The organism is Streptococcus sp. CL6.22, assembly GCF_049738055.1.
Taxonomy (GTDB): Bacteria; Bacillota; Bacilli; order Lactobacillales; family Streptococcaceae; genus Streptococcus; species Streptococcus mitis_DJ.
The window spans coordinates 96,596-111,726 of record NZ_JBKOTV010000002.1; the positions used below are offsets into that span (position 1 = coordinate 96,596).

A 15,131-nucleotide genomic window follows, 5' to 3' on the forward strand; every position below is an offset into this window, starting at 1 on the left:
TCCTTTAATATCAATAATTCTCCCCTTCATTATAACAAAAAAACCGCTTTACAACGGTTTTTTGACTATATTTCACTCCATACTATCTTCTTAAACCCACGGAAAAAGAGAAAGATACCAATAAAGAGGACAGCTAAAGGAATGATTTTTGTGAGGAAAGTATTTGAAATACCCATCCACTCATAGTAACGGAGCAGAAAACCTACAATAAGGTGGGCAACAATCATACTGTTAAAGGGACGAAAAAACTCTTCTTTCCAATTCCAAATACTGATGACCAGCGAAATTGTAAAGACAGATAAACTATCCCAGGGAGCCGGAAGATTTATGGCTCCTTTTTGTATGAAACTTCCTATTCCTACATATCCTAGAACAACTAGCAGAACAAGACTTCCAACGACAATATAAGTGCCAATTTTCATCTTAGGAGAATCTTGGACTAGCCCCCAACGTAAGATTGTGGCCACAAGTCCAAATCCAATCAGAAAAAGAAGCAGTTGCCCTAAAAACGTGAGCAAATTAACTGTTAAGAGAGGCCCTTTCGAAAAATCGCTTAGTAGTTGATAATAACGTAATACCGCTAGGACAAGGATTGGCGTCAACAGTGACTCCTTGATAGAACTGCGTGGTGCTTCCTTGAGAATCTCTTTCATTATTTTTTTAGGATTCTTACCTAGATAATCCTCTGCACTCATACCATCTCGTTCTGCTTCTGAGAAATCTAGCATCATCAAATAGATCTGCTCTCTGAGATAGTCTTCATCATAGAGAAATCCAGCAAGATTAAAACTTTCCCACAGCTCCTCAAAATACTGCTGATTGTCCTCAGAAAACTCATGCAACAAAGCGTTTGTTTCTTCATAATACTTCATTTTCTTCATGGTTTACCCCCCCTTCTTAATCCCTTCTACTTTTTGACTCAAATCATCCCATTGTTGCCAAAAGACTGAGACACGCTCTTCTCCTTCTTTCGTTAACGAAAAATACTTCCGATCTGGACCATCTGGCGACGGACGCATGTCGCCTCTTATCCATTGATTTTTTTCTAACTTTTGCAACAAAGGATAAATAGTTCCTGGAACGATAGTGTCAAATCCAGCCTCTCGCAAAGTCTGAACCAACTCATAACCATATCGCTCTTTTTGACCAATCATATCCAAGACACAACCTTCAAGAACACCTTTTAATAGTTGAGTTTCCTTCATCCCCTCTCCCTTCTTACCTATTTTGTAATACCTACTAGTAGCTTCACCTATAGTATACTACTCCTACACTAGTTTGTAAAGCATAATAGTTAAGTAAAAAAAACAGAACTAGCCTGAACTAGTCCTGTCTACTTTTACCCAATCACACTTCCGTTTGGTACAGCTGGATCAACTGTGAGAAGGGTTAATTGTCCATCATGTTCAGCTGAGAGGATCATCCCTTGGCTGACATATTTTTTCATCATCTTACGTGGTTTGAGGTTAGCAACAATTTGGACTTTCTTGCCGACCAATTCTTGTTCATTTGGATAGAATTTGGCAATCCCTGAGAGGATTTGACGATCTTCACCATCACCTGCATCTAGGCGGAATTGAAGCAACTTATCTGAACCTTCTACTTTAGACACTTCTTTGACTTCTGCGACACGGATTTCGACCTTGTCAAAGTCTTCAAACTTGATTTCTTCCTTGTTTAGTTTGAGTTCAACTTCGTCTGGGTTCCACTCTTTTTCGACTGCTGGTTTATTGCCTTCCATTTGTTCCTTGATATAGGCGATTTCTTCTTCCATATCCAGACGTGGGAAAATTGGAGTTCCTTTGGCAACTACAGTCACATCTGCTGGGAAGTCAGCCAAGCTCAAGTTCTCAAGGCTCGCTACTTCTTCCAAGCCAAGTTGAGTCAAGACTGCACGACTGGTTTCCATCATAAATGGCTCAATCAAGTGAGCAACGACACGCAGGCTGGCTGCCAAGTGGCTCATAACACTTGCCAATTGGTCGCGGAGTGCTTCATCTTTTGCCAAGACCCACGGAGCTGTCTCGTCTATGTATTTATTAGTACGTGAGATAAGGGTCCAGACTGCTTCAAGTGCACGTGGGTAGTCAACTGCTTCCATGTAGGTGTGGTAGTCAGCGATTGATTGTTCTGCAACGTCAGCAAGAGCATTATCAAACTCTGTTACACCTTCTACATAGGCAGGAATTTGTCCATCAAAATACTTGTTAATCATAGAAACCGTACGGTTGAGGAGGTTTCCAAGGTCATTGGCCAATTCGTAGTTGATACGGCCGACATAGTCTTCAGGAGTGAAGGTTCCGTCTGAACCAACCGGAAGGCTGCGCATGAGGTAGTAACGAAGTGGATCTAGTCCAAAACGCTCTATCAACATTTCAGGATAGACAACATTCCCTTTAGACTTAGACATCTTACCGTCTTTCATGACAAACCAACCATGACCAATCAAACGTTCTGGCAATTTGATATCCAACATCATAAGAAGGATTGGCCAGTAGATTGAGTGAAAACGAAGGATGTCTTTTCCTACCATGTGGAAGACTGTTCCGTTCCAGAACTTGTCAAAGTTAGCGTGTTCGTCTTGATCGTAGCCAAGAGCTGTCACATAGTTGAGCAGAGCATCAAACCAAACATAGACAACGTGTTTAGGATTTGATGGTACTGGAACACCCCATGTAAAGGTTGTACGAGAAACCGCCAAATCCTCTAAACCTGGCTCGATAAAGTTGCGAAGCATTTCATTCAGACGACCATCTGGAGTGATAAATTCAGGATGAGCTTTGAAAAATTCGACCAAGCGGTCTTGGTATTTGCTGAGGCGAAGGAAGTAAGATTCTTCTGAAACCCATTCAACCTCATGACCTGATGGAGCGATACCACCAGTCACATTTCCAGCTTCATCACGGAATACTTCTGCAAGCTGACTTTCTGTAAAGAATTCCTCATCTGAGACTGAATACCAGCCAGAATATTCACCCAAGTAGATGTCATCTTGAGCAAGTAAGCGCTCAAAGACTTGTGCGACAACTTTTTCATGGTAATCATCCGTTGTACGGATGAATTTATCGTATGAGATATCTAGTAATTGCCAGAGTTCTTTGACTCCAACTGCCATTCCGTCAACATAGGCTTGAGGTGTAATGCCAGCTTCTTCTGCTTTTTGTTGAATCTTTTGACCATGTTCATCAAGACCTGTCAGATAAAAGACATCGTAGCCCATCAGGCGTTTGTAACGTGCTAGGACATCACAGGCGATGGTTGTGTAGGCAGATCCGATATGAAGTTTTCCAGATGGATAGTAAATCGGTGTTGTAATATAAAAATTCTTTTCAGACATAATTTTTCCTTTCCAGGCAAATGAAACCTGTTTTTCTAACACTTCATTATATCACATTTTTACTGATTTTCGATAGGGAAATCCATACAAAAACAAGATAGACGAGTGTCCATCTTGTTTATTCTATTCATAACGAAGAGCTTCAATTGGATCAAGTTTCGATGCCTTGTTGGCTGGCAAAACTCCAAAAATCATACCCACGCTAGCCGAAACTGCAAGACTAAATAGGGCAACCGGGATTGACACTCCTACTTCTATACCCGCAATCAATCCTTGCAAGAGTATGCCAGCTATAGCGGTTAAGCCTGTAGCAATGGTTAAACCAATGACTCCACCAAGCAAGGTCAATATCATAGATTCAATCAAAAACTGAATTAAAATATTGGCACGCGTTGCACCCAAAGCCTTACGGAGACCAATCTCACGGGTACGCTCCGTCACCGAAACCAGCATGATGTTCATAACACCAGTCCCTCCAACAAAAAGTGAAATTCCTGCAATGGCACTAATAATCGTAGTTATAAAACCGAACAATTGTTGTACTTCTTGGAAGGCTGCAGTCGCATCTGACACCTGATACTCCCCTTGCTGAAGACCAGCAATCTCGGTCAATTTTCTAGCTAATTCTGGTCCCACAGTTGGTGTCAAACTGGTATCATTAACCCGGAAGACAATATCAGAAATCTCATCCATATTGAAGTTGTTGGCAAGAGAAATATTAGTCGTAATTGGAAGTCCACCAATACCAAAAGTCTTGGCAGTCTTGGCCTCATCGCTGGTATAGACACCAATTACACGATAGCTAAAGCCACCAACATCTATAACCTGGTTAACAGCTTCTTGAGCAGATCCAAACAGGCTATTAGCAAGTTCTTGGTCTAGCAAAATGACACTGGCCACATCTTTATAATCCTGAGCTATAAGACTACGACCTGCAACAATTTCATTTTCAACCGCCTTCATGTAAGTAATATTTCCACCTGTCAAGCTAGCGCGCTCAACCTTTTTATCTTTATAAGATAGGGTCGTATTTGTCGAGTTGGTTACATAGTAACTATCTACACCCTTAAGTTTGGCCGCCTCCTTAACCCAAGCTTCTTGCGGTTTTGGCGGTTCAACATGGACTTCCTCTTCTTTACCAGAGACTGTCAAAGCTGATTGCTTTTGGGTAAAAGAACCATCTTTGCTTTTGATAGGCGAGAAAAAGACATGGATATTCTTCTGTGACTTGGTCATATTTTTATTGATCTGACGAGACATGGAATCTCCCAGAGCCATAATCACAACAACAGATGAAACACCAATGATAATCCCAATCATAGTGAGAAAAGAGCGCATCTTGTGGGCCATGATAGATGAAAAGGCAAATTTCAGATTCTGCATCTTAGTTTTCCTCCTTCTCTAACTGCGAACTGTCAGACGAAATAACTCCATCTCGAATGACAATCTGGCGTTTAGCATAAGCAGCGATTTCAGGCTCATGCGTTACCATGATAATGGTTTTTCCTTCTTTGTTCAACTCAACCAATAGTTGCATAATTTGGTTCCCTGTTTTGGTATCCAAGGCTCCTGTCGGTTCGTCCGCTAGGATAATAGAAGGATTGTTTACCAAGGCACGCGCAATAGCCACACGTTGCTTTTGACCACCAGATAATTCTGAAGGCAAATGGTGACTGCGTTCTGTCAATTCAACCTTATCTAAATACTCCTCAGCTAACTTGCGACGTTTTGAAGCCGAAACTCCCGCGTAAATCAAGGGCAATTCTACGTTTTGCAGAGCGTTAAGTTTAGATAGAAGAAAAAACTGCTGAAAGACAAAACCGATTTGTTGATTGCGGACCTTGGCTAGTTGTTTTTCACCAAGTCCAGCTACTTCTTGGCCTTCAAGATAATATTCTCCACTGGTTGGTGTATCCAACATACCAATCGTATTCATGAGAGTAGACTTACCCGAACCAGATGGTCCCATGATGGCAACAAATTCACCCTCATTCACTTCTAGGTTGATATTTTTGAGAACCTGCAGTTCTTGGTCACCGTTACGGTAGCTTCTGCAGATATTTTTTAGACTAATTAGTTGCTTCATCAGCCTTCACCTCTTTTCCTTCCTCTAGAGAAGACGTTGGGTTACTGATGACCTTGACTCCATTTGTCAGACCTGAAGTGATTTCTTGGTTGTCTGCATCAGCATTGCCCAAACCAACTTCCACTTTCTTGGCCTTTTTCTGCTCGTCAAGCACCCAGACATAGTTCTTATCATTTTCAGTCACAACACTTGTTAGAGGAACCAAAATGGCTTTACTCTTATTCTTAACCTCAACACTTACTGAGAATCCTTGTTTCAAATCACCGATTTCACTTGTAACATCGATGGTATATGGATATTTAGAACCAGAATTACCACCTGTTGCGGCAGTAGCTGCACTTGCTGCTTCACCACTAGTTTTAGGATAGTCAGAGATATAGCTAATCTTACCTGTCCAGCTCTTATCTTGGTAAACTTTAGAAGTAAAGGTTACTTCTTGTCCTACAGAGAGGTTGGCAAGGTTATATTCAGATAGTTCACCCTTAACTTGCAAGTTTTCATTACTTACGACATGAACGACTACTTGACTAGCTCCTGTTGGAGATTTAGAAACATTGTGGTTGACTTCAACCACAGTTCCCTCCAGGGTACTGAGAACCGTCATGGCATCCAACTGACTTTGAGCCTTACTTAATTGCGCTGCTGCATCTGCACGAGCATCACGGGCATCACCTAGTTGTGCATCAATAGATGAAACTGCATTTCCTGAGACTGGAGCTGGAGTTTGCCCTGCAGCTCCTTCGCCTCCTGCTGGTGCTGGTAACTGTGGAGCCGGAGCTGAAGCGGCTTCATTTCGTGCTTGATTGAGTTCATTGATATGACGATCTGCCTTAGCTACTGCTCGGCTAGCTGAATCATAGGCCGCCTGGGCTTCTGAACTACTGTACTTGACTAAAGCCTGTCCTTCGCTGACCTTATCACCCACAGAAACAAGGATTTCATCTAAATCTCCCTTACTAGCATCAAAATAAACATATTGTTCATTTTTTGCTGTTACTGTCCCTGACAATAAAACAGAGGACGCCACGCTTCCTTCCTTGGCAACAACAAGATGAGTAGGCTCATCTTTTACAGCGGTCTGAGATGGTTGTCTAAAGAGCAAAATCCCCCCAGCACCTAATACAACTACACTGGCAGCACCGATTGCTGCATACAATTGCCACTTTTTAGCTTTACGATTCTTCTTCATAATGAAACTCCTTTTTGATTTAAAGTCCTTAACAATATTATATAAAAATTAGCAAATATAAACAATAACCGTTCAGAACGAAATAATGACATTTCGGGATTTGATTATTGTTCGGAATCTATTTTTTATTACCATTGTACTAGTTATATAATACACTTTATTTTTCCTTTTTGCAAGCCTTTTCTTTAATTTTTTTGAACGTAGCAGATTTTTGCAATCAAATAAAAAAAAAGATAGAATATGACTATCAAAAAATGACACTCTACTATTTCACAGAGTATAAAGGAGTTTTCAATGAGAGAATATGACATCATTGCTATCGGTGGAGGTAGCGGAGGAATTGCTACCATGAACCGTGCTGGTGAACACGGAGCTAAAGCGGCCGTTATTGAGGAAAAGAAACTAGGTGGAACCTGCGTCAACATCGGCTGTGTTCCTAAGAAAATCATGTGGTACGGGGCGCAAATCGCTGAGACTTTCCATCAATTTGGAGAAGATTACGGCTTTAAGACTACTGATCTTAACTTTGACTTTGCAACCCTACGTCGTAATCGTGAAGCCTACATCGATCGCGCTCGTTCTTCTTATGATGGCAGTTTTAAACGCAACGGAGTAGACTTGATTGAAGGTCATGCTGAATTTGTAGATTCTCATACTGTCAGCGTAAATGGTGAACTGATTCGTGCTAAACATATCGTGATTGCTACTGGTGCCCAACCAAGTATTCCAAATGTTCCTGGTGCTGAACTAGGTGGCTCTTCTGATGATGTATTTGCTTGGGAAGAATTGCCAGAGTCGGTTGCTATTCTAGGCGCGGGTTATATTGCCGTTGAATTGGCTGGCGTACTCCACACCTTTGGTGTCAAGACAGATCTCTTTGTTCGTCGTGATCGTCCTTTACGTGGTTTTGATTCTTACATCGTTGAAGGTCTGGTCAAGGAAATGGAAAGAACAAACTTACCACTTCATACTCACAAAGTCCCTGTTAAGCTAGAAAAAACTGCTGAAGGCATTACCATTCATTTCGAAGATGGTACTAGTCACACAGCTAGCCAAGTTATCTGGGCTACAGGCCGCCGTCCAAACGTTAAGGGATTGCAACTTGAAAAAGCTGGAGTAACTCTGAACGAACGTGGCTTTATCCAAGTGGATGAATACCAAAATACTGTTGTTGAGGGAATCTACGCTCTAGGTGATGTAACAGGCGAAAAAGAACTGACTCCAGTTGCAATCAAGGCTGGACGTACCCTATCTGAACGTCTCTTTAACGGAAAAACTACTGCAAAAATGGATTACTCAACTATTCCAACTGTCGTCTTTTCACACCCTACTATCGGAACGGTTGGATTGACCGAAGAGCAAGCTATTAAAGAATACGGTCAAGACCAAATCAAGGTTTACAAATCAAGCTTTGCATCTATGTACTCTGCCGTTACTAGCAATAGACAAGAATCCCGTTTCAAACTCATAACAGCTGGTTTAGAAGAAAAAGTTGTCGGACTTCATGGAATTGGATACGGTGTTGATGAAATGATTCAAGGATTTGCAGTTGCTATCAAAATGGGAGCAACCAAGGCAGACTTTGATGCAACTGTGGCGATTCACCCAACTGCATCTGAAGAATTTGTAACTATGCGTTAATCGAAACAACAGAAGCTGATACAAATGTGTCTGCTTCTTTTTTGATGTTTTCGAATCGATGAAAACAACTTAACCAATAAGCAAAATCGGCCGTTACAGTTTTTGTTACCTTGTTTTAAAAAATTGGTTGACAATAATTACTCTACGAGTATAATAGTTACTATACATCAGAAAAGAGGTTAACTATTTTGAAAAAAGCTCATATTTATGCTATCCCTGCTATTGGAGCTGCTCTCATTGCTGTTTTGGCACAAATCAGTCTTCCAATTGGACCTGTTCCCTTCACTCTGCAAAACTTTGCAATCGGCTTGATTGCAACTGTCTTTAGACCAAGAGAGGCTGTACTTTCTGTTGGACTCTATCTTCTTCTAGGTGCTATCGGTCTTCCTGTTTTTGCAGGAGGTGGAGCTGGTTTTCAGGCTTTAGTTGGTCCTACTGCAGGCTATCTTTGGTTTTATCTTGTTTATTCTGGACTTACATCCTCTCTAACCAACAGCAAGAGTAGTGTTGTCAAGATTTTTCTTGCAAACCTCTTGGGTGATACCCTTGTCTTTGTCGGCGGGATTCTCAGCTTGCATTTCCTAGCTGGAATGGCATTTGAAAAAGCTCTTGTTGTGGGGGTATTTCCCTTTATTATCCCAGACCTTGGTAAACTTCTGGCTATTAGTTTTATTAGCCGTCCCCTACTTCAACGCCTTAAAAATCAAGCTTACTTTGCTAACTAAAAAAGGATATCTAGTTGTCATGTCTCAATATCCTTTTCTTTCATTTTGAAAACTTAGTTGCCTTTAAAGGCATCCACCATTGTTTGAAATTCTTCATTGGAAAGAGTAATCCCTTTGCCCATTTTAGTATGATCTGGACTCCAAGCACGAATATCAAACTTTGCAGGAGCACCATTAAAGCTCACACGGTTGATTTCCTTGGTCCAACCTTTTTCGTTTTCAGAAAGAGTCAACAAGTGCTCTTCGATTTTAAATGTAAATTCTGCCATTTTCTTCTCCTTTTTTAGCTTTCATTTGATTATTCGTAAAATCTTGTAGATTTTAGGAAAATTTTATATAATATTGATATAAAAGAAGGGAGGCCACTATGAGACATAAATTCCAGCAAGTTCTAGATAAAATACATGACTTTTTAAATGGACATGACCAACCAGACCAGACTGAAAGCAACTCCCTTACAGCCACTATTGAAGAGGCTATCCAGAAACAAACCGCTGTTCACCTTATCTTGTCTGAGACAAGTTTTACAGGTGACATCATCAAATACGATCAGCAACGCCAGCAAATTATCGTGAAAAATTTTGCTAAAAATGTGACCCGTATTATCCGCATAAGCGATATTCAACGCCTACGATTTGTCCCTTCAACTGTCCAAACAGCCCAAAAAAATAGATTTAAGAAAGAGTGAGATGTAGTTGCTTCATCCCACTCTTTTTTCTTAGCGAATTTGTTCAAAATGTAAATGAACCGCGATATGATCTCCATAACCACTTCTTTCCAAGTCACGTTGTAGACGATAGGAAATGTAGTGTTCTGCTATGGTAATGTAACCTGCACCCAGTAAACGATGTTCAACCATAGACTGAATCATGCTGATGGTAGCACGTTCCACCTTGGCCTCTTCCAAATCCAAAACCACTTTCTTAGTGACTTGTGCAAGGTTTTGACGCAAATCATCTGTCAAGACATAGACAGTCTGGGCTGCCTTTAAGATAGCTTGGTAAATCTTATCTGGATTAAATTCAGCAATTTCTCCATCACGTTTGATTACTTGCATAGGTATCTCCTTTATTCTTTGTTTTCTTTGATTTCTGCCAGCATTTTTTCTTCTTCTGCTGTCAGTTGATAATGTTCAAGCAAATCCGGTCTGCGTTCATAGGTTTTCTTTAAACTCTCGTACAATCGCCACTGACGAATTTTTTCATGGTGCCCGCTCATCAGTACATCTGGCACAACCATACCTCGATAATCGTAGGGACGTGTGTACTGAGGATATTCAAGAAGGCCAGAAGAAAAACTATCATCTTGGTGGCTGGACTCCTTACCAATCACTTCTGGAATCAGGCGTACCGTAGCATCAATCATGGTCATAGCCGCCAACTCTCCACCAGTCAGGACATAGTCCCCCAAGGAAATCTCATCTGTCACCAAGGTCTTAATACGCTCATCATAACCCTCATAGTGCCCACAGATAAAGATTAGTTCTTCCTCTTGAGCCAAATCCTCAGCATAAGCCTGATCAAACTGCTTTCCAGCTGGATCGAGGAGAATAACGCGCGGATTTTTCTTTTCAATAGCATCAAAGGCATCGAAAATAGGTTGTGCTCGTAGCAACATCCCCTGACCGCCTCCGTAGGGCTCATCGTCTACATGGCGGGCCTTTTCAGCATTTTCTCGAAAATTATGATACTGGATATCCAAGAGCCCTTTTTCTCGAGCCTTTCCAACAATTGAGTGCTCCAGTGGAGAAAACATCTCTGGAAAGAGGGTTAAAATATCAATCTTCATCGTCTAACCCTTCTAAGATTTCCACATCGACGCGGTTATTAGGAATATCAACATTGAGAACCACTGGTGGGATATAAGGTAATAATAAATCACGCTTTCCTTTCCGCTTGACCACCCAGACATCGTTGGCACCTGGTTGCAGGATTTCCTTGATGGTTCCAATCAGGTTCTCTCCCTCATAGACTTCCAAACCGATAATCTCATGATAATAAAATTCACCATCGTCTAGGTCATTCAAATCTTCCTCAGCGACCTTGAGACTGTACCCCTTGTACTTTTCGATAGCGTTGATATGGTACATATCTTTGAATTTAATAATGTCAAAGTTCTTCTGTTTACGGTGGCTAGCGATGGTCACTGTTTGAACAAACTGATCTTTTTCATCAAACAAGGCCAACTCAGCCCCTTTTTTAAACCGTTCTTCTGCAAAATCCGTCACAGACAAGACTCGCATCTCACCCTGCAACCCCTGCGTATTGACGATTTTCCCAACATTAAAGTAGTTCATCTTGTCTCCTGTAGTCTATTTCTTTCCATCTTATTCTGACAATTCTCGAATAATAGTCGCAATTTTTTCTGATTCTGACCATTGTAAATAATGGTGATTCCCTCCTAAAATGAGTTTAGTATTGGAAGTCCAATATTCTGATTCTCTGTACTCTTTTTCTCTATAAGGCTGACAAAAAATAAATACAGGGGTATAAGCTTCTATCGACAAATTCTCAAAATCTTCCTCAGTAATCTCTCCAGATATCTGAAATTCTGGATCTTGATTTTCCAACTCTGAGCCTTTTTCTTGCATTATTTTCCAGATTTCTTTATTAATTTCAGGGCTAAATGTCTCTTGAGTTAAGTTCTTAAAATAAAGTTCAGGACCACACTCGTCAATCAGCCTCATCTGCTCTTCCATTTCTGGATAAGGATTTTCTGAAAAATCAGCAAACATGACGTTTTTAGTTGTCGGTTCAATTGCTACTAAAGCATGACACTTAATTGGTTTGTTGAGCAATTTGCAAGCTAAAATTCCACTCAAACTATGTACACAAAGTATATATTCAGAAATCCCTAATTCTTCAAGTACTTTATAAACCGCATCTGCAAGATTATCTAGATTTTTTCCAGCTTGGTCATGAATCGGACTCCTACCTGTGTTCGGAAAATCAATTGTCAAATAACCAATTGTAGGAGGAAGTTTTTCAAGTATAAGTGAAAAATTTTCATAACTTGGTAGTAAACCTGCACCACTTAAACAAACTAGCATTTTCTTTTGCTTTTGATAAGTAACAGAGAGACTACCAATTTCTGTAGATACTTCAATCCTCTTCATAGAGAAATCCACTCGTTCTATATAATGAATTATTAAAAATCCTTATCCTTTATTTTAACACGTTCCAAGGATTTTCTCAAGTTGGATAAATCTCATCTTACAGAGCTACTACTTCTTCAAAGAATTCACCTATTATCTGATTAAACTCTTCAGGATGATCATTCATTGGTTGGTGTTTACTATCTGAAATCGTTACTTGACGCGCATTGGGATTTAAGGCAATGATCCCATCATAGATCATTTTTAGGTGTTTGGGAAAATCATTTTCGCCTCTTACTAATAGCATAGGAGGATTGCCATGATAACCTTCTATCTCATGGACAGCCAAAAAACCTGTGATTCCAAGGTTCAAAAAAACATCTCTCCCAGTTTCTATAATGGCCGTCTTGACTAATTCTCTTGTGATAGAGTTATCACTACACATTTTTGAGTTCTTATCTGCAATCAACTTCCAAGGAATCGTTTTGTACATAAGGGAACTATATTTTATGCGATTTCTCTCTTTATCTGATAGGTAACGATGCTGTCCCCAACTATCTACCATGACCAAGGCTAGAACTCTTTCTGGATGGCGATAGGTATACTCTTGAAGTGGATTTCCTCCCCAAGAATGACCAACCAATATCACCTTATCCAACTGGAAATAGGACAAAATAGCATCTACATCTTGAACAGCACCTTCTAAGTCGGGTAGGCCAACTTTCATAGGTGATTCACCCTGTCCTCTAACATTGACAAAGTAGAGGTCAAATCCTTCAAAGGCACCATACTGGTGGGCCCACATCTGACTACGGCCACAAGCTCCATGATAAAAAATAATGTGGCCTTTATTTGTATTTCCATGACGATGATAAACAACCAAATCACAATCTACGACTGGTATAACGTGACGTACCAAAGTATCAGGTTTTCTGTTATAAAAAGCAATAGCTTCAGCTATATCATTTTGCTTCATTATTACACTCTCTCCTCTTTATCCTAGTGTCATTCTTTTTATCTATTTTATCATGCTATATTAAAATCATCGTTTTCTAAACTTAATTTCATTAAAATTTTTGAATTTTCTGTATCATTTAGATTAAGAAAAAGACTGCTATGCAATCTTTACTTTTTTCTCATCAGATTCATGCCTAAAATTCCAGCAATAATCATAGTGGCTCCTATCACATGGTAGCTATAAATTGGTTCGTGGAGGATAAGAGCTCCTGCTAGAATGGTCAAAACTGTTCCAAGATTACCAAAGACACTGACGGTTGATGCTCCAAGTCGAACAATTGCATAGATAGAGAGACTACCAGTAACGATAGAGGCTAAAATTCCCAAATAAAGGATGGAAAACAGATAAGGAAGCTGTCCGAGAGGTGCAACGTAGGCTAATATGTTGCCATCTAGATAGTGCGAGGTCAGACTCAGCGTATTAAAAGTGACGAAGCCAACAAATATCACAACAGCTGTCATATCCATGGCCCGATAGCGACCTCCTTTAGCCTTGCTGAGGATATTGTTTATTGCATTGGCGAGAACAGATCCCAACATCAAGAGAAAGCCAAAGCTAGCAGTCTCAGTACCAAAGTTAGCTCCCTTACTAAGGAAGATGAAAACAACTCCTGCTACGGATAAAAATAAAAAGAACTTTTGAAGCAAGCTTGTCTTTTCTTTGAGAAAGGCCGATGCTAAAAGGAGCGTAAAAATCGGGACAAGAGCCTGTAAAATTCCAGCTTCAGAAGACGATATATACTGTAAAGCAAAGGATTGAAAAATAAAAAAGAAAAGCGGATAGAAAAGACTCATAGGAAGAATAGAAAGAATATCTTTTCTACTTAAACTCACTCTGATAAGTTTGATTTGATGTAAAACAACCATTACTAAAGCTGCGATTGTATAGCGATGCGCTAAGTTTGTGAGAGGACTGGCATAGCCTAAAGCAATCTTAGTAAATAAAAAAGAAAATCCAATGATGGCTGAAAAGGATAAGGCTGCTAGGTAAGCTTTTCTTTTCTCGTTCATAGACTGTTACTCCTTTTAAAAATAGCTATTCTAAAGATTGATTGACTAGAATTCTTTGAGACTGTCTTTCCATTGTAGCATAGTAGAATCCTAGATGCTATTTCTAGGATTAGTATTTTATGCCTACTATCACCGTTTATCTAGTTCATTGACTAAAAAAGACTCTACAAGTCTAATCTGCTTTTCTCGTTCTTGTCTCACAAGTTCTAGCTTGTCTACCTCTTGGAAATTCCTTACTTTGATAGCATAATCCACCATTTTCCTTGCTTTCTCTTTCTTATATTTACTAATACCTTCTTTATTAGTAAAAATCATTTATTATTGTCTTAGAGGTCCCCCTTCAAAAATCCTTCCAAATCTCGTTCATGCTGATATTTGATGGATGCTATTTTACACTTCTCCACACAAAAAAAGCGAGACATTCGTCCCGCCCTTCTTATTTTTCGTCAATAACGATTCTTACTTTTTTGTCTTCAGTTGGGACAGAGTAGACAATCGTTCTTATCGCAGAAATAGTGCGACCCTTACGACCGATTACACGACCCACATCACTTTGATCAAGATCCAAATGATATTCCAAAAACTCTGGTGTATCTTCAATCTTGATAGTTAAGGCATCTGGTTGTGAAATCAAGGGTTTCACAATCGCAATAATGAGATTTTCAATCGTATCCATCTGTCAACCTACTTTAAACTTATTTTGAGAATTTAGAATCGTGGAATTTCTTCAATACACCTTCTTTTGAAAGGATGTTGCGAACTGTATCTGAAGGTTGAGCTCCATCAGCCAACCATGCAAGAACGCGGTCTTCTTTCAAAGTTACTTGGTTTTCAGCAACAAGTGGGTTGTAAGTTCCAACTGTTTCGATGAAACGTCCGTCACGTGGTGAACGTGAATCTGCTACGTTGATACGGTAGAAAGGTTTTTTCTTAGAACCCATACGAGTCAAACGGATTTTAACTGCCATTTTTAAATTCTCTTTTCTTATTTTTTTATTTCGGTGAAATAGCTGAGCTATTTAGCACATGTT

At 39.9% G+C, this 15,131-nt stretch carries 19 protein-coding genes; 3 read left to right on the top strand and 16 right to left on the bottom strand.

What is annotated here, in order from left to right; translation table 11 throughout:
• Positions 1–65: 65 nt before the first annotated feature.
• The 6 genes from ACLNCW_RS01485 to ACLNCW_RS01510 all read right to left on the bottom strand — a co-directional run bounded on the left by ACLNCW_RS01485 (position 66) and on the right by ACLNCW_RS01510 (position 6,615).
• Positions 66–881, bottom strand: a complete 816-nt coding sequence (locus ACLNCW_RS01485) for a hypothetical protein (RefSeq protein WP_424845243.1) — start codon at positions 879–881, stop codon at positions 66–68.
• Positions 882–884: 3 nt separating this feature from the next.
• The gene (locus tag ACLNCW_RS01490; RefSeq protein WP_424845244.1) at positions 885–1,205 is read right to left on the bottom strand and encodes a PadR family transcriptional regulator; all 321 of its coding nucleotides are present in this window, start codon (positions 1,203–1,205) and stop codon (positions 885–887) included.
• A 134-nt stretch (positions 1,206–1,339) separates the two neighbouring features.
• Positions 1,340–3,337 (bottom strand): methionine--tRNA ligase, encoded by a 1,998-nt coding sequence (gene metG, locus ACLNCW_RS01495; protein WP_424845245.1) that lies wholly within the window; start codon positions 3,335–3,337, stop codon positions 1,340–1,342.
• A gap of 123 nt (positions 3,338–3,460) precedes the next feature.
• Positions 3,461–4,720 carry an ABC transporter permease gene (locus ACLNCW_RS01500; protein ID WP_261056030.1) on the bottom strand — a complete coding sequence of 420 codons (1,260 nt, stop codon included), beginning with the start codon at positions 4,718–4,720 and terminating at the stop codon, positions 3,461–3,463.
• A 1-nt stretch (position 4,721) separates the two neighbouring features.
• The gene (locus ACLNCW_RS01505) at positions 4,722–5,423 is read right to left on the bottom strand and encodes an ABC transporter ATP-binding protein (protein ID WP_218493883.1); all 702 of its coding nucleotides are present in this window, start codon (positions 5,421–5,423) and stop codon (positions 4,722–4,724) included.
• Positions 5,407–6,615: an efflux RND transporter periplasmic adaptor subunit gene (locus tag ACLNCW_RS01510; protein ID WP_424845272.1), complete on the bottom strand. Its 1,209-nt coding sequence runs from the start codon at positions 6,613–6,615 to the stop codon at positions 5,407–5,409. Before ACLNCW_RS01510 ends, ACLNCW_RS01505 begins: the two co-directional genes overlap by 17 nt.
• Before the next feature lie 291 nt (positions 6,616–6,906).
• Here ACLNCW_RS01510 and gor point away from each other — a divergent pair, with 291 nt between their 5' ends.
• Together gor and ACLNCW_RS01520 are read left to right on the top strand one after the other, a co-directional pair.
• Positions 6,907–8,253 (top strand): glutathione-disulfide reductase, encoded by a 1,347-nt coding sequence (gene gor, locus ACLNCW_RS01515; RefSeq protein ID WP_424845246.1) that lies wholly within the window; start codon positions 6,907–6,909, stop codon positions 8,251–8,253.
• 188 nt (positions 8,254–8,441) lie between these two features.
• Positions 8,442–8,978, top strand: a complete 537-nt coding sequence (locus ACLNCW_RS01520; protein ID WP_261121283.1) for a biotin transporter BioY — start codon at positions 8,442–8,444, stop codon at positions 8,976–8,978.
• Positions 8,979–9,031: 53 nt separating this feature from the next.
• On the opposite strand, the gene ACLNCW_RS01525 is transcribed toward ACLNCW_RS01520, so the two are convergent.
• Positions 9,032–9,247, bottom strand: coding sequence for a YdbC family protein (locus tag ACLNCW_RS01525; protein ID WP_000807437.1), 216 nt, complete (start codon positions 9,245–9,247; stop codon positions 9,032–9,034).
• A gap of 98 nt (positions 9,248–9,345) precedes the next feature.
• On the opposite strand from ACLNCW_RS01525, the gene ACLNCW_RS01530 reads away from it, so the two are divergent.
• Complete coding sequence (locus ACLNCW_RS01530) at positions 9,346–9,666, top strand: hypothetical protein (RefSeq protein WP_001216096.1); 321 nt, start codon at positions 9,346–9,348, stop codon at positions 9,664–9,666.
• A gap of 30 nt (positions 9,667–9,696) precedes the next feature.
• Here the strand turns inward: ACLNCW_RS01530 and ACLNCW_RS01535 are convergent, their stop codons facing one another.
• The 9 genes from ACLNCW_RS01535 to rpsP all read right to left on the bottom strand — a co-directional run bounded on the left by ACLNCW_RS01535 (position 9,697) and on the right by rpsP (position 15,068).
• Positions 9,697–10,035 carry an ATP cone domain-containing protein gene (locus tag ACLNCW_RS01535; RefSeq protein ID WP_001196040.1) on the bottom strand — a complete coding sequence of 113 codons (339 nt, stop codon included), beginning with the start codon at positions 10,033–10,035 and terminating at the stop codon, positions 9,697–9,699.
• Between the two features lie 11 nt (positions 10,036–10,046).
• Entirely contained in the window at positions 10,047–10,766 is a 720-nt protein-coding gene (gene trmD / locus ACLNCW_RS01540) for a tRNA (guanosine(37)-N1)-methyltransferase TrmD (RefSeq protein ID WP_000686915.1), read from the bottom strand.
• Entirely contained in the window at positions 10,756–11,274 is a 519-nt protein-coding gene (gene rimM, locus ACLNCW_RS01545; RefSeq protein ID WP_084926481.1) for a ribosome maturation factor RimM, read from the bottom strand. The genes trmD and rimM overlap by 11 nt, the downstream gene beginning before the upstream one ends.
• A 30-nt stretch (positions 11,275–11,304) precedes the next feature.
• Entirely contained in the window at positions 11,305–12,093 is a 789-nt protein-coding gene (locus ACLNCW_RS01550) for an alpha/beta hydrolase (protein WP_261035614.1), read from the bottom strand.
• Positions 12,094–12,190: 97 nt separating this feature from the next.
• Positions 12,191–13,048, bottom strand: coding sequence for an alpha/beta fold hydrolase (locus tag ACLNCW_RS01555; protein WP_296174887.1), 858 nt, complete (start codon positions 13,046–13,048; stop codon positions 12,191–12,193).
• Between the two features lie 149 nt (positions 13,049–13,197).
• Positions 13,198–14,100 (bottom strand): DMT family transporter, encoded by a 903-nt coding sequence (locus tag ACLNCW_RS01560; protein WP_424845247.1) that lies wholly within the window; start codon positions 14,098–14,100, stop codon positions 13,198–13,200.
• A gap of 129 nt (positions 14,101–14,229) precedes the next feature.
• Positions 14,230–14,415, bottom strand: a complete 186-nt coding sequence (locus ACLNCW_RS01565) for a hypothetical protein (protein ID WP_424845248.1) — start codon at positions 14,413–14,415, stop codon at positions 14,230–14,232.
• Positions 14,416–14,536: 121 nt separating this feature from the next.
• Positions 14,537–14,776, bottom strand: a complete 240-nt coding sequence (gene kphA / locus ACLNCW_RS01570) for an RNA-binding protein KphA (RefSeq protein WP_000379617.1) — start codon at positions 14,774–14,776, stop codon at positions 14,537–14,539.
• A 19-nt stretch (positions 14,777–14,795) separates the two neighbouring features.
• A complete protein-coding gene (rpsP, locus tag ACLNCW_RS01575) occupies positions 14,796–15,068 on the bottom strand; it encodes a 30S ribosomal protein S16 (protein ID WP_000268760.1) in 273 nt (90 codons plus the stop codon).
• Between the last annotated feature and the right edge of the window lie 63 nt (positions 15,069–15,131).